Raw genomic sequence first — 23737 nt, forward strand, 5'->3', positions numbered from 1 at the left:
GCCCGCCGGAAAGTATTTTTGTGTTTCTATGCAACCGTCTTGCGCATGGCTATCATGCGGGCCTCATTATCAGGGCGCAGTCCGCATGCTCACGTTGCTAAAACTTCTGAAGGATGGCCGCTTTCATTCGGGGCAGGCGCTGGGTGTAGCACTGGGTATCAGTCGCAGTGCCGTATGGAAGCAGTTGCAGCACTTGGAGGCGGATTTAGGATTGTCTGTTCATAAGGTTCGAGGTAGGGGGTATCAGTTGGCTAAGCCCCTGTTGCTTTTGGATGCGTCAGAAATCTGCAAAAAAGGCCTTGATGAGTGGCCTGTTCATCTATTCGACTCTATCGACTCCACTAACGCCGAGGCACTGCGTCTCATCGAGCGTGGCGGGGCTGCACCGTTCCTGGTCTTGGCCGAGCGACAGGTCGCGGGTCGCGGGCGTCGAGGCCGTAAGTGGGTCAGTCCGTTTGCTGAAAACCTCTATCACAGCCTGGTGTTACGTATTGACGGCGGTATGCGGCAGCTCGAAGGGTTGAGCCTGGTCGTTGGGCTGGCGGTCATGCATGTGTTGCGTGATATGGGGATCGCAGGTGCGGGGCTTAAATGGCCCAATGATGTCCTGGTGGGTGAGAAAAAAATCGCCGGTATTTTACTTGAGTTGGTGGGGGATCCAGCAGACGTTTGCCATGTTGTCCTTGGGGTCGGGATTAACGTGAATATGCAATCGACTGACGAAGTCGACCAGCAATGGACATCCATGTGTCTTGAGGCGGGCAGGAGTTTCGATCGCAATGAGCTGGTGGCACGATTGGGTGCGAAGCTGCAGCGATATCTGGAGCTTCATCACGCTTCAGGATTTGCTGCGATTCAGTTGGAGTGGGAGCAGTATCATCTTTGGCAGGGGCGGACTGTATCTCTGATTGCCGGTGTTAATAAAATCGACGGTGTTGTGCTGGGCATTGATCATCAGGGTGCGCTGCGTTTGAAGGTAGATGGTGTGGAAAAGAACTTTAGCGGTGGTGAGCTCAGTTTGAGGTTGCGTGATGATTCTTGAGCTCGACTGCGGCAACAGCTTTATCAAATGGCGCGTTCTTCGTCCTGACGGGGTGACGCCAGTCGAGGGTGGCGTGGTCGGCTCTGACGCTGATCTGATGGCTAGCCTGAGTGATACCGAGAAGTTCCAGCTCAAGAAGTGTCGTCTTGTTAGTGTGAGGACCCAGGCGGAGACGGATTTGTTGGTCGCTTCGCTGGTTGAAGCGTTCGGGGTGTCGGTAGTTCGCGCATTGCCTGCCAGGGAAATGGCGGGTGTGCGCAATGGCTACGAAGATCACGAGCGATTAGGGCTCGATCGATGGCTGGCCCTGCTTGGTGGGTTTCATCTCGCTTCGGGGGCGTGCTTGGTCCTGGATTTTGGTACTGCCGTTACGGCTGATTTCGTGGCTGCGGATGGCGGGCATCTCGGAGGGTTCATTTGTCCGGGTATGCCTTTGATGCGTAATCAACTACGTACCCACACGCGTAAGATCCGATACGACGATATGGCAGCCGAGCGGGCCCATGAGAGCCTCGCTCCAGGTCGCGCCACTGTCGAGGCGGTAGAGCGCGGTTGCATGCTGATGCTCAGAGGATTTGTGCTGACTCAGCTTGAATTGGCGCGGCAATATTGGGGAAAGGATTTCGTCGTGTTTCTCACGGGAGGGGATGCCAGTCTGGTATCCGGGGTTGTTCCCGATGCCAAGGTGGTCCCGGATCTGGTTTTTGTCGGTTTGGCGATGGCTTGTCCTTTGTCTTGAGGTTTCTATGCGGTGGCTGTTTCTGTTATTGCTGGTTCTGAATGTCTTCTATTACATCTGGCACCAGCAGGAAGCCCCGCTTCGTGCCAAGGATGTCACCCCGTTGAGTTTGTATCGCGGTTCGCAGCAGGATATCCATCTCTTGAGCGAAACTGCTGATGCGCTGGTCAGGCGTGATTCAGGGCGGTCAGGTGAGGCATCAAAAAACTGTGTCTACTTGGGTGGTTTTGTCCGTCCGGAGCTGGCCAGGCAATTGGACCAGCGCCTGGCTGCCTCAGGCATTGCAAGTCGTTCCGTAGCGTCGAGCTCGCCGAATGTTCCTGAGGGGGGTGGCTTCTGGGTCCAGGTTTCCCAGGAAAACGCGGGAAAGGTAAATGAAACGCTGCTCCAAAACCTTTCTAAAGAATTCAATGAGTTAAAACATAAAATAATGCCATGCGAGGGGGTTGCGCCTGCAGGGTAGTTTGCATAGAATGGCGCCCGCTTCGCAGCGAAGACCTTTAAAGGTAAGCGATACGAAGCACAGTCAACGCAGCTAACCTCAGGTTTTTAATGAGAAAATGCTTGACAGAAGGCTGGCATGATATAGAATGCCGGCTCGCTTAGGAGGGGTTCCCGAGCGGCCAAAGGGATCAGACTGTAAATCTGACGTCTACGACTTCGAAGGTTCGAATCCTTCCCCCTCCACCAGTTTTAGCGTGAGCTGCAAGCTCCGCGGGTATAGTTTAGTGGTAGAACCTCAGCCTTCCAAGCTGATGATGCGGGTTCGATTCCCGCTACCCGCTCCAAGTTTGCAGGTTGTGCAAAGTGTTTCGCTCTTGTAGCTCAGTTGGTAGAGCACACCCTTGGTAAGGGTGAGGTCAGCGGTTCAAATCCGCTCAAGAGCTCCATATAACAAGGCAGATATGAAAATATCTGCCTTTGTTTTAATGGCTTGTGTGACTCGCTAAATTCTTCTCCTAGGGGTGATTTCGATGGCTAAGGAAAAGTTCGAACGTAATAAGCCGCACGTCAACGTTGGCACCATTGGTCACGTCGACCACGGTAAAACCACGCTGACCGCTGCTCTGACCCGTGTCTGCTCCGAAGTTTTCGGTTCGGCCAAGGTTGACTTCGACAAGATCGACAGCGCCCCGGAAGAAAAAGCTCGCGGTATCACCATCAACACCGCTCACGTTGAATACGATTCGGCCGTGCGTCACTACGCGCACGTTGACTGCCCAGGTCACGCCGACTACGTAAAAAACATGATCACCGGTGCTGCCCAGATGGACGGCGCGATCCTGGTTTGCTCGGCCGCCGATGGTCCGATGCCACAAACCCGTGAGCACATCCTGCTGTCCCGTCAGGTAGGCGTTCCGTACATCGTTGTCTTCCTGAACAAGGCTGACATGGTTGACGACGCTGAGCTGCTGGAACTGGTTGAGATGGAAGTGCGCGACCTGCTGAGCACTTACGACTTCCCAGGTGATGACACTCCAATCATCATCGGTTCGGCTCTGATGGCTCTGAACGGCCAAGACGACAACGAAATGGGCACCACTGCTGTCAAGAAGCTGGTGGAAACTCTGGACAGCTACATCCCAGAGCCAGAGCGTGCTATCGACAAGCCGTTCCTGATGCCAATCGAAGACGTATTCTCGATCTCCGGTCGCGGTACTGTTGTGACTGGTCGTGTTGAACGTGGCATCGTCCGTATCCAGGAAGAAGTTGAGATCGTCGGTCTGCGCGACACTCAGAAAACTACCTGCACCGGCGTTGAAATGTTCCGCAAGCTGCTCGACGAAGGTCGTGCTGGCGAGAACTGCGGCGTGCTGCTGCGCGGCACCAAGCGTGACGACGTTGAGCGTGGCCAGGTTCTGGTCAAGCCAGGCACCGTCAAGCCGCACACCAAGTTCACCGCAGAAGTCTACGTTCTGAGCAAGGAAGAAGGCGGTCGTCACACTCCGTTCTTCAAAGGCTACCGTCCACAGTTCTACTTCCGTACAACTGACGTGACTGGTAACTGCGAGCTGCCAGAAGGCGTTGAAATGGTAATGCCAGGTGACAACATTCAGATGACTGTTACCCTGATCAAGACCATCGCAATGGAAGATGGCCTGCGTTTCGCTATCCGTGAAGGCGGTCGTACCGTTGGCGCCGGCGTCGTAGCGAAAGTCATCGAGTAAACAGTTGTAATGTCTTTTTCGGGCCGGCATAATGGTCGGCCTGATTTTGTTTTAGGTCAGTAGCTCAATTGGCAGAGCGACGGTCTCCAAAACCGTAGGTTGGGGGTTCGATTCCCTCCTGACCTGCCAGATTCACTCGGTGTGTCTGGCTTTCTTTTCACAGGATCTTCATAGATGACTCCTAAAGCTGAAGCTCAAGGCTCTCGCTTCGATCTGCTCAAGTGGCTAGTAGTAGTCGCTTTGGTGGTTGTTGGCGTTGTTGGCAATCAGTATTTTTCTGCTTCGCCGATCCTGTACCGTGTACTTGCATTGCTTGCTATTGCTGCTGTTGCTGCCTTTGTAGGCTTGCAGACGGCGAAGGGCAAGTCTTTCTTCGTACTCGCAAAGGAAGCTCGCACCGAGATTCGTAAAGTCGTATGGCCGACTCGCCAAGAAACCACGCAGACCACGTTGATCGTTGTGGCTGTTGTTCTGGTGATGGCGTTGCTGTTGTGGGGGCTTGATTCCCTGCTCGGCTGGCTTGTTTCCTTGATTGTTGGCTAAGGGTGTCCCGTGGCTAAGCGTTGGTACGTTGTGCATGCTTACTCGGGTTACGAGAAGCATGTTATGCGCTCGCTGATAGAGCGTGTGAAGCTGGCTGGCATGGAAGATGGCTTTGGCGAGATTCTGGTTCCCACTGAAGAAGTGGTTGAAATGCGTAATGGCCAGAAGCGCAAAAGCGAACGCAAGTTCTTTCCGGGCTATGTGCTGGTACAGATGGATATGAACGAAGGGACTTGGCACTTGGTCAAGGATACCCCTCGTGTGATGGGCTTCATTGGCGGTACCGCCGACAAGCCTGCGCCGATCACCGATAAAGAGGCGGAAGCGATTCTGCGTCGCGTCGCTGATGGTAGCGACAAGCCGAAGCCGAAAACGTTGTTTGAACCAGGTGAGGTTGTACGTGTCACCGACGGTCCATTCGCTGATTTCAACGGCACGGTTGAAGAAGTTAACTACGAAAAGAGCCGGATCCAAGTGGCAGTGCTCATTTTCGGTCGCTCTACTCCGGTAGAGCTGGAGTTCAGTCAGGTCGAAAAGGTCTGATTGAACAGGCATCCCAACCCCGCAGCCCAAGGCTGTGGGGTTTTGTCGTCACTGGGATAAACGCGCAAGCAACCGGGGAGCCTTTCGAGGCGTTCGAACCCGTAATTGGAGTGCCTCATGGCCAAGAAGATTACCGCTTACATCAAGCTGCAAGTGAAGGCCGCTCAGGCTAACCCAAGCCCACCTGTTGGTCCTGCTCTGGGTCAGCACGGCGTGAACATCATGGAATTCTGCAAGGCCTTCAACGCCCGTACTCAGGGTCTTGAGCCAGGTCTGCCGACTCCAGTGATCATCACTGTCTACAGCGACCGTAGCTTCACTTTCGAAACAAAAAGCACCCCTGCTTCGGTTCTGCTGAAGAAGGCTGCAGGTTTGACCAGCGGCTCCGCTCGTCCAAACACCGTTAAGGTTGGCACCGTTACCCGTGCTCAGCTGGAAGAAATCGCGAAAACCAAAAACGCGGATCTGACTGCAGCTGATATGGATGCAGCCGTGCGTACTATCGCCGGTTCTGCTCGTAGCATGGGCCTTAACGTGGAGGGTGTGTAATGGCTAAGCTGACCAAGCGTCAAAAGGCTATCGCCGGCAAAATCGAAGCAGGCAAGGCCTACAACTTTGTAGACGCCGCTGCACTGCTGGCCGAGCTGTCGACTGTCAAGTTCAGCGAGTCGTTCGACGTTGCTGTGAACCTGGGCGTTGACCCACGTAAATCCGACCAGGTCGTACGTAGCGCTACCGTGCTGCCACACGGCACTGGCAAAACCGTTCGTGTTGCCGTGTTCACCCAGGGTCCAGCAGCTGAAGCTGCTCTGGCTGCTGGCGCTGATCGCGTAGGCATGGACGATCTGGCTGCTGAAATGAAAGGCGGCGACCTGAACTATGACGTCGTGATCGCATCCCCGGATGCCATGCGCGTTGTAGGCCAGCTGGGTCAGATCCTCGGTCCACGTGGCCTGATGCCTAACCCTAAAGTCGGCACCGTAACCCCAGACGTAGCCACCGCGGTCAAGAACGCCAAGGCTGGTCAGGTTCGTTATCGCACCGACAAAAACGGCATTATCCACACTTCCGTTGGCAAGATTGGCTTCGACGCCGTCAAGCTGAAGGAAAACGTTGAGGCCCTGATCGCTGATCTGAAGCGCATCAAACCAGCTTCTTCGAAAGGTATCTACGTCAAGCGCGTTACCCTGAGCACCACTATGGGCCCAGGTCTGATCATTGATCAGAGCTCGCTCGACGCGTAAGACAAAGGTTGGCGCAAGCGATTGCGCCAGTCGACATATTGGGGTCCCTGCCTGGCGGGGGCTGTCCAAGACCGTAGGCGACGCAAGTCTTAAACCACAAGCCTACGCAGATGGTGCTCCCGGTTCCTTACCGAATCAGACACCAAAACGACATTCGGTTTCGATCGGATGAAACGGTAACAAGCAGGAGTTAAACCCGTGGCAATTAAACTCGAAGACAAGAAGGCCATCGTCGCTGAAGTCAACGAGGCTGCCAAAGCTGCTCTGTCCGCTGTCGTGGCTGATGCCCGTGGCGTAACAGTAGGCGCTATGACCGGACTCCGTAAAGAGGCTCGTGAAGCTGGCGTTTACGTACGTGTAGTACGTAACACCCTGCTCAAGCGCGCTGTTGCTGACACTGAATACAGTGTCCTCAACGACGTGTTCACCGGCCCGACCTTGATCGCATTCTCCACCCAACATCCTGGCGCTGCTGCCCGTTTGTTCAAGGAATTCGCCAAAGGTCAGGACAAGTTCGAGATTAAGGCAGCTGCGTTCGAGGGCAAGTTCCTCGCAGCTAACCAGATCGACGTATTGGCAACTCTGCCGACCCGTGACGAAGCAATTTCTCAGCTGATGAGCGTGATGCAAGGCGCAACCAGCAAATTGGCTCGTACCCTGGCGGCACTGCGCGACCAGAAAGAAGCTGCCGCAGCCTAAGGCTCGACAACCCTTTCCGCGTTTTTTGTTTATTTCGATGGTCGCGTAGGCCGTCCCCCAATTCAGGAATTTAGTTTCATGACTATCTCTCAAAACGACATCCTCGAAGCCGTTGCCAACATGTCCGTAATGGAAGTTGTTGAGCTGATCAAAGCTTTCGAAGAAAAATTCGGTGTTACCGCTGCTGCTGCTTCCGCTGGTCCAGCTGTTGCTGCTGCCGTTGCTGAAGAGCAAACCGAATTCAACGTCATGCTGACCGAAGCTGGCGAGAAGAAAGTAAACGTGATCAAGGCTGTACGTGAACTGACCGGTCTGGGCCTGAAAGAAGCCAAGGCTGTAGTTGACGGCGCTCCTGCCATGGTTCTGGAAGCTGTTGCCAAAGACGCAGCTGACAAAGCCAAAGCAGTTCTGGAAGAAGCAGGCGCTAAAGTCGAGCTGAAGTAAGCATCGACTTTGCGTCTCCAGCCCGAGCGTTAAGCGACAGGCTGATGGCTGGTGGCTCTTGCCACCGGCCTTTTTCCGTTATTGGCAGCCGACTGGGTCGGTGCTGATCGCGAGCTGTAACCACCCGATGTGGTGGCGCAAACCATGGGGTTTGCACGATTTTCTGGCTGCTCCCGTCGGGAGGGGCCAAACAAGCAGGTGACCAAGCTGGGGAACGCTGATGGCTTACTCATATACTGAGAAAAAACGTATCCGCAAGGACTTTAGCAAGTTGCCGGACGTCATGGATGTGCCGTACCTCCTGGCCATCCAGCTGGATTCGTATCGTGAATTCTTGCAAGCGGGAGCGACTAAAGATCAGTTCCGCGACGTGGGCCTGCATGCGGCCTTCAAATCCGTTTTCCCGATCATCAGCTACTCCGGCAATGCTGCGCTGGAGTACGTCGGTTATCGCCTGGGCGAACCGGCATTTGATGTCAAAGAATGCGTATTGCGCGGTGTAACTTACGCCGTACCTTTGCGGGTAAAAGTGCGCCTGATCATTTTCGACAAAGAATCGTCGAACAAAGCGATCAAGGACATCAAAGAGCAAGAAGTCTACATGGGTGAAATCCCCCTGATGACTGAAAACGGTACCTTCGTAATCAATGGTACCGAGCGTGTAATCGTTTCCCAGCTGCACCGTTCCCCGGGCGTGTTCTTCGACCACGACCGTGGCAAGACGCACAGCTCCGGCAAACTGCTCTACTCCGCGCGCATCATTCCTTACCGCGGTTCGTGGTTGGACTTCGAGTTTGACCCGAAAGACTGCGTATTCGTGCGTATCGACCGTCGTCGCAAGCTGCCTGCATCGGTACTGCTGCGCGCGCTCGGCTATACCACCGAGGAAGTGCTGGACGCGTTCTACACCACCAACGTATTCCATGTGCAGGGTGAAAACCTGAGCCTGGAATTGGTGCCTCAGCGCCTGCGCGGTGAAATCGCGGTCCTCGATATCCAGGACGACAAAGGCAAGGTTATTGTCGAGCAAGGTCGTCGTATTACCGCTCGTCACATCAACCAGCTGGAAAAAGCCGGGATCAAAGAGCTGCAAGTGCCAATGGACTATGTCCTGGGTCGCACTAGTGCCAAGGTCATCGTGCATCCAGCCACTGGCGAAATCATCGCTGAGTGCAACACCGAACTGACCGTCGAGATCCTGGCGAAAATCGTCAAGGCCCAGGTCGTTCGTATCGAGACCCTGTACACCAACGACATCGACTGCGGTCCGTTCATCTCCGACACGCTGAAGATCGACTCCACCGGCAACCAACTGGAAGCCTTGGTCGAGATCTATCGCATGATGCGTCCTGGCGAGCCGCCAACCAAGGATGCCGCCGAGACCCTGTTCAACAACCTGTTCTTCAGCCCTGAGCGCTATGACCTGTCTGCGGTCGGCCGGATGAAGTTCAACCGTCGCATCGGTCGTACCGAGATCGAAGGTTCGGGCGTGCTGAACAAGGATGACATCGTTGCGGTCCTCAAGACCCTGGTCGACATCCGTAACGGCAAAGGCATCGTCGATGACATCGACCACCTGGGTAACCGTCGTGTTCGCTGCGTAGGCGAGATGGCCGAGAACCAGTTCCGTGTTGGCCTGGTGCGCGTAGAGCGTGCGGTCAAGGAACGCCTGTCGATGGCTGAAAGCGAAGGCCTGATGCCGCAAGACCTGATCAACGCCAAGCCTGTGGCTGCGGCGGTGAAGGAGTTCTTCGGTTCGAGCCAGCTGTCCCAGTTCATGGACCAGAACAACCCGCTGTCCGAGATCACCCACAAGCGTCGTGTTTCCGCACTCGGCCCGGGCGGTCTGACTCGTGAGCGTGCAGGCTTCGAAGTTCGTGACGTACACCCGACTCACTACGGTCGCGTATGCCCGATCGAAACGCCGGAAGGTCCGAACATCGGTCTGATCAACTCCCTGGCTGCCTATGCGCGCACCAACCAGTACGGCTTCCTTGAAAGCCCGTACCGCGTGGTGAAAGACGCCCTGGTTACCGACGAGATCGTTTTCCTGTCCGCCATCGAAGAAGCTGATCATGTGATCGCCCAGGCTTCGGCCACGATGAACGAGAAGAAAGTCCTGGTCGACGAGCTGGTAGCTGTTCGTCACTTGAACGAGTTCACCGTCAAGGCGCCGGAAGACGTCACCTTGATGGACGTATCGCCGAAGCAGGTAGTTTCGGTTGCAGCGTCGCTGATCCCGTTCCTCGAGCACGACGACGCCAACCGTGCGTTGATGGGTTCGAACATGCAGCGTCAGGCTGTACCTACCCTGCGTGCCGACAAGCCGCTGGTTGGTACTGGTATGGAGCGCAACGTTGCTCGCGACTCCGGCGTTTGCGTCGTGGCTCGTCGTGGCGGTGTGATCGACTCCGTCGACGCCAGCCGTATCGTGGTTCGTGTTGCCGATGACGAAGTAGAGCCGGGCGAAGCCGGTGTCGACATCTACAACCTGACCAAGTACACCCGCTCGAACCAGAACACCTGCATCAACCAGCGTCCGCTGGTGAGCAAGGGTGATCGGGTTCAGCGCAGCGACATCATGGCCGACGGCCCGTCCACCGACATGGGTGAGCTGGCTCTGGGTCAGAACATGCGCATCGCGTTCATGGCATGGAACGGCTTCAACTTCGAAGACTCCATCTGCCTGTCCGAGCGTGTGGTTCAGGAAGACCGCTTCACCACGATCCACATCCAGGAACTGACCTGCGTGGCTCGTGACACCAAGCTTGGCCCAGAGGAAATCACTGCGGACATCCCGAACGTGGGTGAAGCTGCACTGAACAAGCTGGACGAAGCCGGTATCGTTTACGTAGGTGCTGAAGTAGGCGCAGGCGACATCCTGGTCGGCAAGGTCACTCCGAAAGGCGAGACCCAACTGACTCCGGAAGAGAAACTGCTGCGTGCGATCTTCGGTGAAAAAGCCAGCGACGTAAAAGACACCTCCCTGCGCGTGCCTACCGGCACCAAGGGTACTGTCATCGACGTACAGGTCTTCACCCGTGACGGCGTTGAGCGTGATGCTCGTGCACTGTCCATCGAGAAGACTCAGCTCGACGAGATCCGCAAGGACCTGAACGAAGAGTTCCGTATCGTTGAAGGCGCGACTTTCGAACGTCTGCGCTCCGCTCTGGTCGGCCACAAAGCCGAAGGCGGCGCCGGCCTGAAGAAAGGTCAGGAGATCACCGACGAAGTTCTCGACGGTCTTGAGCACGGCCAGTGGTTCAAACTGCGCATGGCTGAAGATGCTCTGAACGAGCAGCTCGAGAAGGCCCAGGCCTACATCGTTGATCGCCGCCGTCTGCTGGACGACAAGTTCGAAGACAAGAAGCGCAAGCTGCAGCAGGGCGATGACCTGGCTCCAGGCGTGCTGAAAATCGTCAAGGTTTACCTGGCAATCCGTCGCCGCATCCAGCCGGGCGACAAGATGGCCGGTCGTCACGGTAACAAGGGTGTGGTCTCCGTGATCATGCCGGTTGAAGACATGCCGCACGATGCCAATGGCACCCCGGTCGATGTGGTCCTCAACCCGTTGGGCGTACCTTCGCGTATGAACGTTGGTCAGATCCTTGAAACCCACCTGGGCCTAGCGGCCAAGGGCTTGGGCGAGAAGATCAACCGTATGATCGAAGAGCAGCGCAAAGTCGCAGACCTGCGCAAGTTCCTGCACGAGATCTACAACGAGATCGGCGGGCGCAACGAAGAGCTGGACACCTTCTCCGACCAGGAAATCCTGGACCTGGCGAAGAACCTGCGCGGCGGCGTGCCAATGGCTACCCCGGTGTTCGACGGTGCCAAGGAAAGCGAAATCAAGGCCATGCTGAAACTGGCAGACCTGCCGGAAAGCGGCCAGATGCAGCTGTTCGACGGTCGTACCGGCAACAAGTTCGAGCGTCCGGTTACCGTTGGCTACATGTACATGCTGAAGCTGAACCACTTGGTAGACGACAAGATGCACGCTCGTTCTACCGGTTCTTACAGCCTGGTTACCCAGCAGCCGCTGGGTGGTAAGGCGCAGTTCGGTGGTCAGCGTTTCGGGGAGATGGAGGTCTGGGCACTGGAAGCATACGGTGCTGCATACACTCTGCAAGAAATGCTCACAGTGAAGTCGGACGATGTGAACGGCCGGACCAAGATGTACAAAAACATCGTGGACGGCGATCACCGTATGGAGCCGGGCATGCCCGAGTCCTTCAACGTGTTGATCAAGGAAATTCGTTCCCTCGGCATCGATATCGATCTGGAAACCGAATAACACGTGACGCGAATCGAGAGCGGGGCTGTATAGCCCGCTCTCTGCTCCGCCAGGAGGAAAGGCCTTGAAAGACCTACTGAATTTGCTGAAAAACCAGGGTCAAGTCGAAGAGTTCGACGCCATCCGTATTGGATTGGCCTCGCCTGAGATGATCCGTTCGTGGTCGTTCGGTGAAGTTAAAAAGCCGGAAACCATCAACTACCGTACGTTCAAACCCGAGCGTGACGGCCTGTTCTGCGCCAAGATCTTTGGCCCGGTAAAGGATTACGAGTGCCTGTGCGGTAAGTACAAGCGCTTGAAGCATCGCGGCGTGATCTGCGAGAAGTGCGGCGTTGAAGTCGCGCTGGCAAAGGTTCGTCGTGAGCGCATGGCGCACATCGAACTGGCCTCGCCAGTTGCTCACATCTGGTTCCTGAAATCGCTGCCGTCCCGTATCGGCCTGCTGATGGACATGACCCTGCGTGATATCGAACGCGTTCTCTACTTCGAGAGCTATGTCGTTATCGATCCAGGCATGACCACCCTTGAAAAAGGTCAGCTGCTCAACGACGAGCAGTACTTCGAAGCGCTGGAAGAGTTCGGCGACGATTTCGATGCCCGCATGGGTGCCGAAGCTGTCCGCGAACTGCTGCACGCTATCGACCTGGAGCACGAGATTGGTCGTCTGCGCGAAGAGATTCCGCAAACCAACTCCGAAACCAAGATCAAGAAGCTGTCCAAGCGTCTGAAGTTGATGGAAGCCTTCCAGGGCTCCGGCAACCTGCCAGAGTGGATGGTGCTGACCGTTCTGCCGGTCCTGCCGCCAGACCTGCGTCCACTGGTTCCGCTCGATGGCGGTCGCTTCGCGACTTCCGACCTCAACGATCTGTATCGTCGAGTGATCAACCGTAACAACCGCTTGAAGCGTCTGCTTGACCTGTCCGCTCCGGACATCATCGTGCGCAACGAAAAGCGTATGTTGCAGGAAGCGGTCGACGCACTGCTCGACAACGGTCGTCGTGGCCGCGCTATTACCGGTTCGAACAAGCGTCCTCTGAAATCCCTGGCTGACATGATCAAGGGTAAGCAAGGTCGTTTCCGTCAGAACTTGCTCGGTAAGCGTGTTGACTACTCCGGCCGTTCGGTAATTACCGTAGGCCCGACCCTGCGTCTGCACCAATGCGGCCTGCCAAAGAAAATGGCCCTGGAGCTGTTCAAGCCGTTCATCTTCGGCAAGCTGGAAATGCGTGGTCTTGCGACCACCATCAAAGCCGCCAAGAAAATGGTCGAGCGCGAACTGCCAGAGGTCTGGGACGTTCTCGCCGAAGTGATTCGCGAACACCCAGTGCTGCTCAACCGTGCACCGACCCTTCACCGTCTGGGCATCCAGGCGTTTGAACCGGTACTGATCGAAGGCAAGGCTATCCAGCTGCACCCTCTGGTCTGTGCTGCGTACAACGCCGACTTCGACGGCGACCAGATGGCCGTGCACGTACCGCTGACGCTGGAAGCCCAGCTTGAAGCGCGTGCGTTGATGATGTCGACCAACAACATCCTGTCGCCAGCCAACGGTGAGCCAATCATCGTTCCGTCCCAGGACGTTGTATTGGGTCTGTACTACATGACTCGTGAAGCGATCAACGCCAAGGGCGAAGGTCGTGTGTTCGCGGATCTGCAGGAAGTCGACCGTGTGTTCCGTGCTGGCGAAGCCGCACTGCACGCCAAGATCAAGGTGCGGATCAATGAAACCGTAAACGATCGTGATGGCAACAGCGTGACCAACACTCGCATCGTCGACACCACTGTCGGCCGTGCGCTGTTGTTCCAGGTTGTGCCAAAAGGCTTGTCGTTCGATGTCGTCAACCTGCCGATGAAGAAAAAGGCGATCTCCAAGCTGATCAACCAGTGCTACCGCGTGGTTGGTCTGAAAGAGACCGTGATCTTCGCCGACCAGTTGATGTACACCGGTTTTGCCTATTCGACCATCTCCGGCGTTTCCATCGGTGTTAACGACTTCGTTATCCCTGATGAAAAAGCCCGCATCATCGGTGCTGCCACCGAAGAAGTGAAAGAGATCGAAAGCCAGTACGCGTCCGGCCTGGTAACCCAGGGCGAGAAGTACAACAAGGTAATCGACCTTTGGTCCAAGGCGAACGACGAAGTTTCCAAGGCGATGATGGCCAACCTCTCGAAAGAGAAAGTCATCGACCGCCACGGCAACGAAGTTGACCAGGAATCGTTCAACTCGATGTACATGATGGCCGACTCGGGTGCGCGGGGTTCTGCTGCGCAGATCCGTCAGCTCGCCGGTATGCGTGGCCTGATGGCCAAGCCGGACGGTTCCATCATCGAGACGCCGATCACTGCGAACTTCCGTGAAGGTTTGAGCGTACTCCAGTACTTCATCTCCACTCACGGTGCTCGTAAAGGTCTCGCGGATACCGCATTGAAGACAGCGAACTCCGGTTACCTGACTCGTCGTCTGGTAGACGTGGCGCAAGACTTGGTCGTGACCGAGATCGATTGCGGCACCGAGCATGGCCTGGTCATGACGCCGCACATCGAAGGCGGCGACGTTGTCGAGCCATTGGGTGAGCGCGTATTGGGTCGTGTCATTGCCCGTGACGTATTCAAGCCAGGTACCGAGGACGTCATCGTTCCTGCTGGCACCCTGGTTGACGAGAAGTGGGTCGAATTCATCGAGCTCAACAGCATCGATGAAGTGATCGTGCGTTCGCCAATCAGCTGCGAAACCCGCTATGGCATCTGCGCCAAGTGCTACGGTCGCGACCTGGCACGTGGTCACCAGGTGAACATCGGTGAAGCGGTCGGCGTTATCGCTGCCCAGTCCATCGGTGAGCCGGGTACCCAGCTGACCATGCGTACGTTCCACATCGGTGGTGCGGCAAGCCGGACCTCCGCAGCCGACAGCGTCCAGGTGAAGAATGGCGGTACCGTCCGCCTGCACAACCTGAAGCACGTTGAGCGAGTGGATGGTCACCTGGTGGCAGTGTCGCGTTCCGGTGAGCTGGCAATTGCCGACGACTTCGGTCGTGAGCGCGAGCGCTACAAGCTGCCGTACGGTGCTGTGATTTCGGTGAAGGAAGGTGACAAGGTCGACGCTGGTGCCATCGTGGCCAAGTGGGATCCGCACACTCACCCAATCGTTACCGAGATGAAAGGTACCGTGACCTACGTGGGCATGGAAGAAGGCATCACGATCAAGCGTCAGACTGACGAATTGACCGGTATGACCAACATCGAAGTACTCGACGCAAAAGATCGTCCAGCTGCGGGCAAGGACATCCGTCCAGCCGTGAAGATGGTCGACGACAACGGCAAGGATTTGTTGCTGCCAGGCACTGACGTAATTGCTCAGTACTTCCTGCCAGCCAACGCCCTGGTCGGTGTAGCGGATGGTGCGAAGATCGCGATCGGCGATGTTATCGCTCGTATCCCGCAAGAGACTTCGAAAACTCGCGACATCACCGGTGGTCTGCCGCGTGTTGCCGACTTGTTCGAGGCCCGTCGTCCGAAAGAAGCCTCGATTCTGGCTGAAGTCAGCGGCACCATCGCGTTCGGTAAAGAGACCAAAGGCAAGCGCCGTCTGGTTATCACCCCGAACGACGGTACCGATCCGTACGAAGAGCTGATTCCGAAGTGGCGCCACCTGAACGTGTTCGAAGGCGAACAGGTAAACCGCGGCGAAGTTATCTCGGACGGTCCGAGCGATCCACACGACATCCTGCGTCTGCTGGGTGTGAGTGCGCTGGCCAAGTACATCGTGAACGAGATCCAGGACGTTTACCGTCTGCAAGGCGTGAAGATCAACGACAAGCACATCGAGACCATCCTGCGTCAGATGCTGCGTAAGGTCGAGATCGCTGAATCCGGCGACTCGAGTTTCATCAAGGGCGACCAGATGGAATTGACTCACGTGCTGGTAGAGAACGAGCGTCTGAGCGGCGAAGACAAGTTTGTCTCCAAGTTCACTCGCGTTCTGCTGGGTATCACCAAGGCGTCGCTGTCCACCGAATCGTTCATCTCGGCGGCTTCCTTCCAGGAAACCACCCGCGTACTGACCGAAGCGGCGGTAACCGGCAAGCGCGATTACCTGCGCGGCCTGAAAGAAAACGTGGTCGTGGGTCGTCTGATCCCGGCCGGTACCGGTTTGGCCTATCACAGCGAGCGCAAGCGTCGCCGTGATGCAGACAAGCCGTTGCGCGTAAGCGCCAGTGAAGTGGAAGCTGCACTGACCGAAGCACTGAACTCGAGCGGTAACTGAGTTCGGCGTTGATTGAGTGCCTGGCCCTGGTCATCCCGTTCGGCGGATCGAGACAAATTGTCGAGATCTGGCGGGCGGGGAGGTCGGGGCCTTGCCTTGACTGGGGACAAGATCCTCTTTAGACTCTTGATCCCCTAAATTTGGCGGGAATTCGTTCCTGCCATTTTGCTTTTCTTGCAAGACAATAGCGTCGCAAGACAACAGTGGAGCTAGTAGATGGCAACTATCAACCAGCTGGTACGTCAGCCGCGTAAGCGTATCGTCGAGAAATCCGACGTGCCTGCGCTGCAGAACTGCCCGCAACGTCGTGGCGTATGCACCCGTGTGTATACCACCACGCCGAAAAAACCTAACTCGGCACTGCGTAAAGTATGCCGTGTGCGTCTGACCAACGGTTTCGAGGTTTCCTCGTACATCGGTGGTGAAGGCCACAACCTGCAAGAGCACAGCGTGGTACTGATCCGCGGCGGTCGTGTAAAAGACTTGCCAGGTGTTCGTTACCACACCGTTCGCGGTTCTTTGGATACTTCCGGCGTTAAAGGTCGTAACCAGGGTCGTTCGAAGTACGGTACCAAGCGTCCGAAGTAATCGGCCGTTTTGCAGTTTTTCATTTTTATTGAGTCGATAAGAGTAAGGTCGGGCACGCATCTGCTGTCCCGGGCTAACCTGAAGACCGCTTGAGGGCTTATCATGCCAAGACGTCGCGTAGCAGCCAAACGTGAGATTCTGGACGATCCGAAATACGGAAGCCAGATTCTCGCCAAGTTCATGAACCACGTTATGGAAAGCGGCAAGAAAGCCGTTGCCGAGCGTATCGTTTATGGCGCACTGGACAAAGTTAAGGAACGCAAGAACAGCGATCCCCTGGAAATCTTCGAGAAAGCTCTCGACGCCATCGCTCCGCTGGTCGAAGTGAAGTCGCGCCGTGTAGGCGGTGCTACTTACCAGGTTCCGGTCGAAGTTCGTCCTTCCCGTCGTAACGCCCTGGCAATGCGCTGGCTGGTAGACTTCGCCCGCAAGCGCGGCGAGAAGTCCATGGCCCTGCGTTTGGCTGGTGAACTGTTGGACGCTGCTGAAGGTAAAGGTGCTGCAGTTAAGAAGCGTGAAGACGTGCACCGTATGGCTGAAGCCAACAAGGCTTTCTCGCACTACCGCTTCTAATTTTAGCGTCACTCAATTTGCGAGGGCTTTATGGCTCGTACTACACCGATTAACCGCTACCGTAACATCGGTATCGTTGCTCACGTGGATGCTGGTAAAACCACCACCACCGAGCGCGTCCTTTTTTACACCGGCAAAAGTCACAAAATGGGCGAGGTGCATGACGGCGCCGCGACCACAGACTGGATGGTTCAGGAGCAGGAGCGTGGTATTACCATTACTTCTGCTGCTATCACCGCCTTCTGGAAAGGTTCTGAGAAGCAGTACCCGCACGAGCATCGTTTCAACGTTATCGATACCCCGGGCCACGTAGACTTCACCATTGAAGTTGAGCGTTCCCTGCGTGTACTCGACGGCGCGGTCGTTGTGTTCTGTGGTACTTCGGGTGTTGAGCCTCAGTCGGAAACCGTATGGCGTCAGGCCAACAAATACGGCGTTCCACGTCTTGTTTATGTAAACAAGATGGACCGTGCTGGCGCCAACTTCCTGCGCGTGATCGGTCAGATCAAGCAGCGTCTGGGTCACACTCCGGTGCCTATCCAGCTCGCTATCGGTTCGGAAGACAACTTCCAGGGCCAGATCGACCTGATCAACATGCAGGCCGTGTACTGGAATGACTCCGACAAGGGTATGGTCCCTGTTCGCAAGGACATTCCTGCCGAGCTGTTGGAAGAAGCCGAGCAATGGCGCAGCAACATGGTTGAGGCAGCAGCCGAAGCCAGCGAAGAGCTGATGAACAAGTACCTCGAAGGTGAAGAGCTCACCAACGACGAAATCAAGGCCGCTCTGCGTCAGCGTACTATCGCTGGTGAGATCGTTCTGGCTGTTTGCGGTTCTTCCTTCAAGAACAAGGGTGTTCCCCTGGTTCTCGACGCCGTGATCGACTTCCTGCCTGCTCCAACCGACATTCCTGCTATCAAGGGTTCCAACCCTGATAACGAGGAAGAGGAAATGGAGCGTCACGCAAGTGATGACGAGCCGTTCGCGGCCTTGGCATTCAAGATCGCTACCGACCCATTCGTGGGTACCTTGACCTTTGTTCGAGTTTACTCGGGCGTGTTGGCATCCGGCGACGGCGTGATCAACTCGGTGAAAGGCAAGAAAGAGCGCGTGGGTCGTATGGTGCAGATGCACGCAAACGCCCGTGAAGAAATCAAGGAAGTGCGCGCTGGCGACATCGCGGCCTTGATCGGCATGAAGGACGTCACCACTGGCGAGACCTTGTGCAACGCTGACAAGCCAATCATCCTGGTTCGCATGGACTTCCCGGAGCCGGTTATTTCGGTTGCCGTTGAGCCTAAGACCAAGGATGACCAGGAAAAAATGGGTATCGCTCTGGGCAAGCTTGCTCAGGAAGACCCGTCTTTCCGTGTCAAGACTGATGAAGAGACTGGTCAGACGATCATCTCCGGCATGGGCGAGCTGCACCTGGACATCCTGGTTGACCGGATGCGCCGTGAGTTCAACGTCGAAGCCAACATCGGTAAGCCTCAGGTTTCCTATCGTGAGCGCATCACGAAGAGCTGTGAAATCGAAGGCAAGTTCGTTCGCCAGTCCGGCGGTCGTGGCCAGTTCGGTCACTGCTGGATCCGTTTTGCTCCTGCTGACGAAGGTCAGGAAGGTCTGCAATTCCTGAACGAAGTCGTAGGTGGTGTGGTTCCGAAGGAATACATCCCGGCGATCCAGAAGGGTATCGAAGAGCAGATGAAGAACGGCGTAGTTGCCGGCTATCCGCTGATCGGCCTGAAGGCGACCGTGTTCGACGGTTCTTACCACGACGTCGACTCCAACGAGATGGCGTTCAAGGTGGCTGCTTCCATGGCTACCAAGCAACTGGCCCAGAAGGGCGGTGGTGAGTTGCTTGAACCTATCATGGCGGTAGAAGTCGTTACGCCTGAAGACTACATGGGTGATGTCATGGGCGACCTTAACCGTCGTCGTGGCATGATTCTGGGTATGGAAGATACGGTTTCCGGCAAGGTTATCCGCGCCGAGGTTCCGTTGGGTGAGATGTTCGGTTACGCAACCGACGTTCGCTCCATGTCTCAGGGTCGCGCAAGCTACTCTATGGAATTCAAAAAATACAATACAGCTCCGTCGCATATCGTCGAGACTGTTACCAAAAAGCAAGGCTGATCCAGCCCCTTTAAGCTAGGAGTTAATTGTCGTGGCTAAAGAAAAATTTGAACGGAACAAACCGCACGTCAACGTTGGCACCATCGGCCACGTTGACCACGGTAAAACTACCCTGACCGCTGCTCTGACCCGTGTCTGCTCCGAAGTTTTCGGTTCGGCCAAGGTTGACTTCGACAAGATCGACAGCGCCCCGGAAGAAAAAGCTCGCGGTATCACCATCAACACCGCTCACGTTGAATACGATTCGGCCGTGCGTCACTACGCACACGTTGACTGCCCAGGTCACGCCGACTACGTAAAAAACATGATCACCGGTGCTGCCCAGATGGACGGCGCGATCCTGGTTTGCTCGGCCGCCGATGGTCCGATGCCACAAACCCGTGAGCACATCCTGCTGTCCCGTCAGGTAGGCGTTCCGTACATCGTTGTCTTCCTGAACAAGGCTGACATGGTTGACGACGCTGAGCTGCTGGAGCTGGTTGAGATGGAAGTGCGCGACCTGCTGAGCACTTACGACTTCCCAGGTGATGACACTCCAATCATCATCGGTTCGGCTCTGATGGCTCTGAACGGCCAAGACGACAACGAAATGGGCACCACTGCTGTCAAGAAGCTGGTGGAAACTCTGGACAGCTACATCCCAGAGCCAGAGCGTGCTATCGACAAGCCGTTCCTGATGCCAATCGAAGACGTATTCTCGATCTCCGGTCGCGGTACTGTTGTAACCGGTCGTGTTGAGCGTGGCATCGTCCGTATCCAGGAAGAAGTTGAGATCGTCGGTCTGCGCGATACTCAGAAAACTACCTGCACCGGCGTTGAAATGTTCCGCAAGCTGCTCGACGAAGGTCGTGCTGGCGAGAACTGCGGCGTGCTGCTGCGCGGCACCAAGCGTGACGACGTTGAGCGTGGCCAGGTTCTGGTCAAGCCAGGCACCGTCAAGCCGCACACCAAGTTCACCGCAGAAGTCTACGTTCTGAGCAAGGAAGAAGGCGGTCGTCACACTCCGTTCTTCAAAGGCTACCGTCCACAGTTCTACTTCCGTACAACTGACGTGACTGGTAACTGCGAGCTGCCAGAAGGCGTTGAAATGGTAATGCCAGGTGACAACATTCAGATGACTGTTACCCTGATCAAGACCATCGCAATGGAAGACGGCCTGCGTTTCGCTATCCGTGAAGGCGGTCGTACCGTCGGCGCCGGCGTCGTAGCTAAAGTCATCGAATAAGACTCTTTCAGAGTCGGCTCGATGAACAGGAAAGCCCCCGCTTAGCGGGGGCTTTTTTATTGGGTTGACACCTATCAGGGGCGTCTATAGAATTGCGCCTCCTTTTAACGGGCGTATTGCGCCCGGTGGGAATAGCAGCCGGAGTCTGAAATCCAATGCAAAATCAGCAAATCCGTATCAGGTTGAAGGCTTTTGACCATCGCCTGATCGACCAATCCACCCAGGAAATCGTGGAAACCGCGAAACGTACTGGTGCTCAAGTGCGTGGTCCAATTCCACTGCCTACCCGTAAAGAGCGGTTCACCGTTCTGGTCTCCCCGCACGTCAACAAAGACGCGCGTGACCAGTACGAGATCCGTACTCATAAGCGCGTTCTGGACATCGTCCAGCCAACGGATAAAACCGTTGATGCTCTTATGAAGCTTGATCTTGCGGCCGGTGTGGAAGTGCAGATCAGCCTCGGCTAAGACTCGGTCTTAGTCGTGTAACGCTCTGAAATGGGCGGCCATAGCGGGTGAAAGCCCCGTACACTCATGAGGTTTACAACATGACTATTGGTGTAGTCGGTCGTAAATGCGGTATGACCCGTATTTTCACCGAAGAAGGTGTCTCCATTCCGGTCACGGTCATTGAGATCGAGCCGAATCGCGTCACCCAGTTCAAAACTGAAGAGACCGATGGCTATCGTGCAGTGCAAGTCACTGTCGGCGAGCGTCGCGCTTCGCGTGTAACAGCAGCTCAGGCTGGCCACTTCGCCAAGGCGAACGTAGCCGCTGGTCGTACCGTAATGGAATTCCGTCTTGAAGAAGGCGAGTACCAGGCCGGCGATCTGATCAACGCTGAAATCTTCGCCGCTGGTCAACTGGTTGATGTAACCGGTCAGTCCAAGGGTAAAGGCTTCCAGGGTACGATCAAGCGTTGGAACTTCCGCGGGCAAGATAACACCCACGGTAACTCCGTATCCCACCGCGTTCCAGGCTCTATCGGCCAGTGCCAGACTCCTGGTCGTGTATTCAAGGGCAAGAAAATGTCCGGTCATATGGGCGCCGAGCGCGTGACCGTGCAGTCCCTCGAAGTAGTGCGCGTGGACGCTGAACGCAATCTGTTGTTGGTCAAGGGCGCTGTTCCTGGCGCTACTGGCGGCAACTTGGTTGTACGTCCAGCAGCCAAGGCTCGCGGTTAAGGGGAAGCTGACATGCAATTAAATGTAAATGACGCTCAAGCGATCGAAGTTTCCGAACTGACATTTGGCGGCGAATTCAACGAGACGCTGGTTCACCAAGCAGTCGTGGCCTACATGGCTGGCGGCCGTCAAGGTAGCAAGCAGCAAAAGACCCGTTCCGACGTTTCTGGTGGCGGTAAGCGCCCATGGCGTCAGAAAGGTACTGGCCGTGCTCGTGCCGGTACTATCCGTAGCCCAATCTGGCGTGGCGGCGGTACCACTTTCGCAGCTCGTCCTCAGGATCACTCCCAGAAGCTGAACAAGAAGATGTACCGCGCAGCAATGCGTTCCATCCTTGCTGAGCTGGTGCGTACTGATCGTCTGGTCGTGGTTCAGGACTTCGCTGTTGAAGCACCGAAAACCAAAGATCTGCTGAACAAGCTGAATGGCATGGGCCTGACTGACGTCCTGATCGTGTCTGACGCTGTTGATCAGAACCTGTACCTGGCTGCTCGCAACCTGCCACACGTCGATGTTCGTGACGTGCAAGGTTCCGATCCGGTCAGTCTGATCGCATACGACAAGGTGTTGATCACCGTGTCGGCCGTGAAGAAATTCGAGGAGCTGCTGGGATGAACCAGGAACGCGTATTTAAAGTTCTGCTTGGCCCGCACGTTTCCGAGAAGGCTACGGTTCTGGCAGACAAGAAAGGCCAGTTCGTTTTCAAGGTTGCTACCGACGCAACCAAGCTGGAAATCAAGAAGGCCGTCGAAAGCCTGTTCAGCGTGAAAGTAGAGCGCGTGACTACCCTGAACGTTCTGGGTAAAAGCAAGCGCACTGCTCGCGGTCTGGGCAAGCGTAATGACTGGAAGAAGGCAGTTATCTCCCTTCAGCCAGGCCAAGATCTCGATTTCAGCAGCAGTGCTGAGTAAGGAAGGGGTGCATCATGGCAATCGTTAAATGCAAACCGACTTCCCCTGGCCGCCGTTTTGTGGTCAAGGTGGTCAACCAGGAGCTGCATAAAGGCGCTCCTCACGCACCGCTGCTCGAGAAAAAATCGAAGTCTGGTGGTCGTAACAACAATGGCCGTATTACCACTCGTCACATTGGTGGTGGTCATAAGCAGCATTACCGTCTGGTCGACTTCCGTCGCAACGACAAGGATGGCATCGCTGCCACCGTCGAGCGTATCGAATACGATCCAAACCGTACTGCTCACATCGCTCTGCTGCTGTACGCAGATGGCGAGCGTCGCTACATCATCGCCCCTAAAGGCGTGAGCGCTGGCGACCAGCTGATCGCAGGTGCCTTGGCGCCGATCAAGCCGGGCAACGCTCTGCAACTGCGCAACATTCCAGTTGGTAGCACCGTACACGGCATCGAATTGAAGCCAGGTAAAGGCGCGCAAATCGCTCGTTCCGCTGGTGCTTCGGCTCAGCTGATCGCTCGTGAAGGTGTCTACGTGACCCTGCGTCTGCGTTCTGGTGAGATGCGTAAAGTACTGGCTGAATGCCGTGCGACCCTGGGCGAAGTCTCGAACTCCGAGCACAGCCTGCGTTCGTTGGGTAAAGCTGGTGCCAAGCGCTGGCGTGGCGTTCGCCCAACCGTTCGTGGTGTTGCCATGAACCCGGTTGACCACCCACATGGTGGTGGTGAAGGTCGTACCTCTGGTGGTCGTCATCCGGTATCGCCATGGGGCTTCCCGACTAAGGGCGCGAAGACTCGTGGTAATAAGCGTACCGACAAAATGATCGTCCGTCGTCGCAAGTAAATAGAGGGATACGACAGTGCCACGTTCTCTGAAAAAAGGTCCTTTTATTGATCTTCACCTACTGAAGAAGATCGAAGTGGCGGCGGAAAAGAACGATCGCAAACCAGTTAAGACCTGGTCGCGTCGTTCGATGATCCTGCCACAAATGGTCGGTCTGACCATCGCAGTACACAACGGTCGTCAACACGTCCCAGTTCTCGTTAACGAAGACATGGTCGGCCACAAACTGGGCGAGTTCGCCGGTACCCGCACTTATCGTGGGCACGTGGCAGACAAGAAAGCCAAGCGTTAAGGGGTTAGGA

At 55.9% G+C, this 23737-nt stretch carries 22 protein-coding genes and 4 tRNA genes; all 26 read left to right on the forward strand.

Features of this window, described 5'->3' with window-relative positions; all coding sequences use genetic code 11:
- The first annotated feature begins 85 nt into the window (after nucleotides 1-85).
- Nucleotides 86-1042, forward strand: a complete 957-nt coding sequence (gene birA / locus OC610_RS02115) for a bifunctional biotin--[acetyl-CoA-carboxylase] ligase/biotin operon repressor BirA (RefSeq protein WP_264426331.1) — start codon at nucleotides 86-88, stop codon at nucleotides 1040-1042.
- Entirely contained in the window at nucleotides 1032-1781 is a 750-nt protein-coding gene (locus tag OC610_RS02120; protein WP_264426323.1) for a pantothenate kinase, read from the forward strand. The genes birA and OC610_RS02120 overlap by 11 nt, the downstream gene beginning before the upstream one ends.
- 7 nt (nucleotides 1782-1788) lie before the next feature.
- Nucleotides 1789-2244, forward strand: coding sequence for a hypothetical protein (locus OC610_RS02125; protein ID WP_264426324.1), 456 nt, complete (start codon nucleotides 1789-1791; stop codon nucleotides 2242-2244).
- 142 nt (nucleotides 2245-2386) lie between these two features.
- A tRNA-Tyr gene (locus OC610_RS02130) sits at nucleotides 2387-2471 on the forward strand.
- Between the two features lie 24 nt (nucleotides 2472-2495).
- A tRNA-Gly gene (locus OC610_RS02135) sits at nucleotides 2496-2569 on the forward strand.
- Between the two features lie 26 nt (nucleotides 2570-2595).
- Nucleotides 2596-2671: transfer RNA gene (locus OC610_RS02140), tRNA-Thr, on the forward strand.
- Between the two features lie 84 nt (nucleotides 2672-2755).
- Nucleotides 2756-3949, forward strand: a complete 1194-nt coding sequence (tuf, locus tag OC610_RS02145; protein ID WP_003186103.1) for an elongation factor Tu — start codon at nucleotides 2756-2758, stop codon at nucleotides 3947-3949.
- Nucleotides 3950-4002: 53 nt separating this feature from the next.
- Nucleotides 4003-4078 (forward strand) — tRNA-Trp (locus tag OC610_RS02150).
- A gap of 45 nt (nucleotides 4079-4123) precedes the next feature.
- The gene (gene secE, locus OC610_RS02155) at nucleotides 4124-4492 is read left to right on the forward strand and encodes a preprotein translocase subunit SecE (RefSeq protein WP_024776457.1); all 369 of its coding nucleotides are present in this window, start codon (nucleotides 4124-4126) and stop codon (nucleotides 4490-4492) included.
- Between the two features lie 9 nt (nucleotides 4493-4501).
- Complete coding sequence (nusG, locus tag OC610_RS02160; protein ID WP_010443972.1) at nucleotides 4502-5035, forward strand: transcription termination/antitermination protein NusG; 534 nt, start codon at nucleotides 4502-4504, stop codon at nucleotides 5033-5035.
- Nucleotides 5036-5152: 117 nt separating this feature from the next.
- Nucleotides 5153-5584: a 50S ribosomal protein L11 gene (gene rplK, locus OC610_RS02165; protein WP_003176435.1), complete on the forward strand. Its 432-nt coding sequence runs from the start codon at nucleotides 5153-5155 to the stop codon at nucleotides 5582-5584.
- Nucleotides 5584-6279 carry a 50S ribosomal protein L1 gene (gene rplA / locus OC610_RS02170; RefSeq protein WP_030138521.1) on the forward strand — a complete coding sequence of 232 codons (696 nt, stop codon included), beginning with the start codon at nucleotides 5584-5586 and terminating at the stop codon, nucleotides 6277-6279. The genes rplK and rplA overlap by 1 nt, the downstream gene beginning before the upstream one ends.
- A 198-nt stretch (nucleotides 6280-6477) precedes the next feature.
- Nucleotides 6478-6978 carry a 50S ribosomal protein L10 gene (gene rplJ / locus OC610_RS02175; protein WP_030138520.1) on the forward strand — a complete coding sequence of 167 codons (501 nt, stop codon included), beginning with the start codon at nucleotides 6478-6480 and terminating at the stop codon, nucleotides 6976-6978.
- Nucleotides 6979-7056: 78 nt separating this feature from the next.
- Complete coding sequence (gene rplL / locus OC610_RS02180) at nucleotides 7057-7422, forward strand: 50S ribosomal protein L7/L12 (protein WP_030138519.1); 366 nt, start codon at nucleotides 7057-7059, stop codon at nucleotides 7420-7422.
- Between the two features lie 220 nt (nucleotides 7423-7642).
- Complete coding sequence (rpoB, locus tag OC610_RS02185; protein ID WP_264426326.1) at nucleotides 7643-11716, forward strand: DNA-directed RNA polymerase subunit beta; 4074 nt, start codon at nucleotides 7643-7645, stop codon at nucleotides 11714-11716.
- Nucleotides 11717-11780: 64 nt separating this feature from the next.
- Complete coding sequence (gene rpoC, locus OC610_RS02190) at nucleotides 11781-15980, forward strand: DNA-directed RNA polymerase subunit beta' (protein ID WP_264426327.1); 4200 nt, start codon at nucleotides 11781-11783, stop codon at nucleotides 15978-15980.
- A gap of 216 nt (nucleotides 15981-16196) precedes the next feature.
- Nucleotides 16197-16568, forward strand: a complete 372-nt coding sequence (gene rpsL, locus OC610_RS02195) for a 30S ribosomal protein S12 (protein ID WP_003186084.1) — start codon at nucleotides 16197-16199, stop codon at nucleotides 16566-16568.
- A 102-nt stretch (nucleotides 16569-16670) separates the two neighbouring features.
- Entirely contained in the window at nucleotides 16671-17141 is a 471-nt protein-coding gene (rpsG, locus tag OC610_RS02200; RefSeq protein ID WP_003186074.1) for a 30S ribosomal protein S7, read from the forward strand.
- 30 nt (nucleotides 17142-17171) lie between these two features.
- Complete coding sequence (fusA, locus tag OC610_RS02205; protein WP_264426328.1) at nucleotides 17172-19277, forward strand: elongation factor G; 2106 nt, start codon at nucleotides 17172-17174, stop codon at nucleotides 19275-19277.
- Between the two features lie 31 nt (nucleotides 19278-19308).
- A complete protein-coding gene (gene tuf / locus OC610_RS02210) occupies nucleotides 19309-20502 on the forward strand; it encodes an elongation factor Tu (protein WP_003186103.1) in 1194 nt (397 codons plus the stop codon).
- A 155-nt stretch (nucleotides 20503-20657) separates the two neighbouring features.
- Nucleotides 20658-20969, forward strand: a complete 312-nt coding sequence (rpsJ, locus tag OC610_RS02215) for a 30S ribosomal protein S10 (protein WP_003186070.1) — start codon at nucleotides 20658-20660, stop codon at nucleotides 20967-20969.
- A gap of 80 nt (nucleotides 20970-21049) precedes the next feature.
- On the forward strand, nucleotides 21050-21685 hold the full coding sequence (gene rplC / locus OC610_RS02220) for a 50S ribosomal protein L3 (protein ID WP_003186059.1): 636 nt from the start codon (nucleotides 21050-21052) through the stop codon (nucleotides 21683-21685).
- Nucleotides 21686-21697: 12 nt separating this feature from the next.
- Nucleotides 21698-22300, forward strand: coding sequence for a 50S ribosomal protein L4 (rplD, locus tag OC610_RS02225; RefSeq protein ID WP_003186057.1), 603 nt, complete (start codon nucleotides 21698-21700; stop codon nucleotides 22298-22300).
- Nucleotides 22297-22596 (forward strand): 50S ribosomal protein L23, encoded by a 300-nt coding sequence (gene rplW, locus OC610_RS02230; protein WP_002555488.1) that lies wholly within the window; start codon nucleotides 22297-22299, stop codon nucleotides 22594-22596. The genes rplD and rplW overlap by 4 nt, the downstream gene beginning before the upstream one ends.
- 14 nt (nucleotides 22597-22610) lie before the next feature.
- On the forward strand, nucleotides 22611-23435 hold the full coding sequence (rplB, locus tag OC610_RS02235; protein ID WP_003186055.1) for a 50S ribosomal protein L2: 825 nt from the start codon (nucleotides 22611-22613) through the stop codon (nucleotides 23433-23435).
- A gap of 16 nt (nucleotides 23436-23451) precedes the next feature.
- The gene (rpsS, locus tag OC610_RS02240; protein ID WP_002555486.1) at nucleotides 23452-23727 is read left to right on the forward strand and encodes a 30S ribosomal protein S19; all 276 of its coding nucleotides are present in this window, start codon (nucleotides 23452-23454) and stop codon (nucleotides 23725-23727) included.
- Nucleotides 23728-23737: the final 10 nt, after the last annotated feature.

It is taken from the genome of Pseudomonas agronomica, from assembly GCF_025917275.1.
In the GTDB taxonomy this organism is placed as follows: domain Bacteria; phylum Pseudomonadota; class Gammaproteobacteria; order Pseudomonadales; family Pseudomonadaceae; genus Aquipseudomonas; species Aquipseudomonas agronomica.

Excerpts from the sequence above, each read along its gene's own strand:
- birA (WP_264426331.1), top strand. The coding sequence starts at position 86 with ATGCTCACGTTGCTAAAACTTCTGAAGGATGGCCGCTTTCATTCGGGG.
- OC610_RS02120 (WP_264426323.1), top strand. The coding sequence starts at position 1,032 with ATGATTCTTGAGCTCGACTGCGGCAACAGCTTTATCAAATGGCGCGTT.
- OC610_RS02125 (WP_264426324.1), top strand. The coding sequence starts at position 1,789 with ATGCGGTGGCTGTTTCTGTTATTGCTGGTTCTGAATGTCTTCTATTAC.
- tuf (WP_003186103.1), top strand. The coding sequence starts at position 2,756 with ATGGCTAAGGAAAAGTTCGAACGTAATAAGCCGCACGTCAACGTTGGC.
- secE (WP_024776457.1), top strand. The coding sequence starts at position 4,124 with ATGACTCCTAAAGCTGAAGCTCAAGGCTCTCGCTTCGATCTGCTCAAG.
- rplK (WP_003176435.1), top strand. The coding sequence starts at position 5,153 with ATGGCCAAGAAGATTACCGCTTACATCAAGCTGCAAGTGAAGGCCGCT.
- rplA (WP_030138521.1), top strand. The coding sequence starts at position 5,584 with ATGGCTAAGCTGACCAAGCGTCAAAAGGCTATCGCCGGCAAAATCGAA.
- rplL (WP_030138519.1), top strand. The coding sequence starts at position 7,057 with ATGACTATCTCTCAAAACGACATCCTCGAAGCCGTTGCCAACATGTCC.
- rpoB (WP_264426326.1), top strand. The coding sequence starts at position 7,643 with ATGGCTTACTCATATACTGAGAAAAAACGTATCCGCAAGGACTTTAGC.
- rpsL (WP_003186084.1), top strand. The coding sequence starts at position 16,197 with ATGGCAACTATCAACCAGCTGGTACGTCAGCCGCGTAAGCGTATCGTC.
- rpsG (WP_003186074.1), top strand. The coding sequence starts at position 16,671 with ATGCCAAGACGTCGCGTAGCAGCCAAACGTGAGATTCTGGACGATCCG.
- fusA (WP_264426328.1), top strand. The coding sequence starts at position 17,172 with ATGGCTCGTACTACACCGATTAACCGCTACCGTAACATCGGTATCGTT.
- rpsJ (WP_003186070.1), top strand. The coding sequence starts at position 20,658 with ATGCAAAATCAGCAAATCCGTATCAGGTTGAAGGCTTTTGACCATCGC.
- rplC (WP_003186059.1), top strand. The coding sequence starts at position 21,050 with ATGACTATTGGTGTAGTCGGTCGTAAATGCGGTATGACCCGTATTTTC.
- rplD (WP_003186057.1), top strand. The coding sequence starts at position 21,698 with ATGCAATTAAATGTAAATGACGCTCAAGCGATCGAAGTTTCCGAACTG.
- rplW (WP_002555488.1), top strand. The coding sequence starts at position 22,297 with ATGAACCAGGAACGCGTATTTAAAGTTCTGCTTGGCCCGCACGTTTCC.
- rplB (WP_003186055.1), top strand. The coding sequence starts at position 22,611 with ATGGCAATCGTTAAATGCAAACCGACTTCCCCTGGCCGCCGTTTTGTG.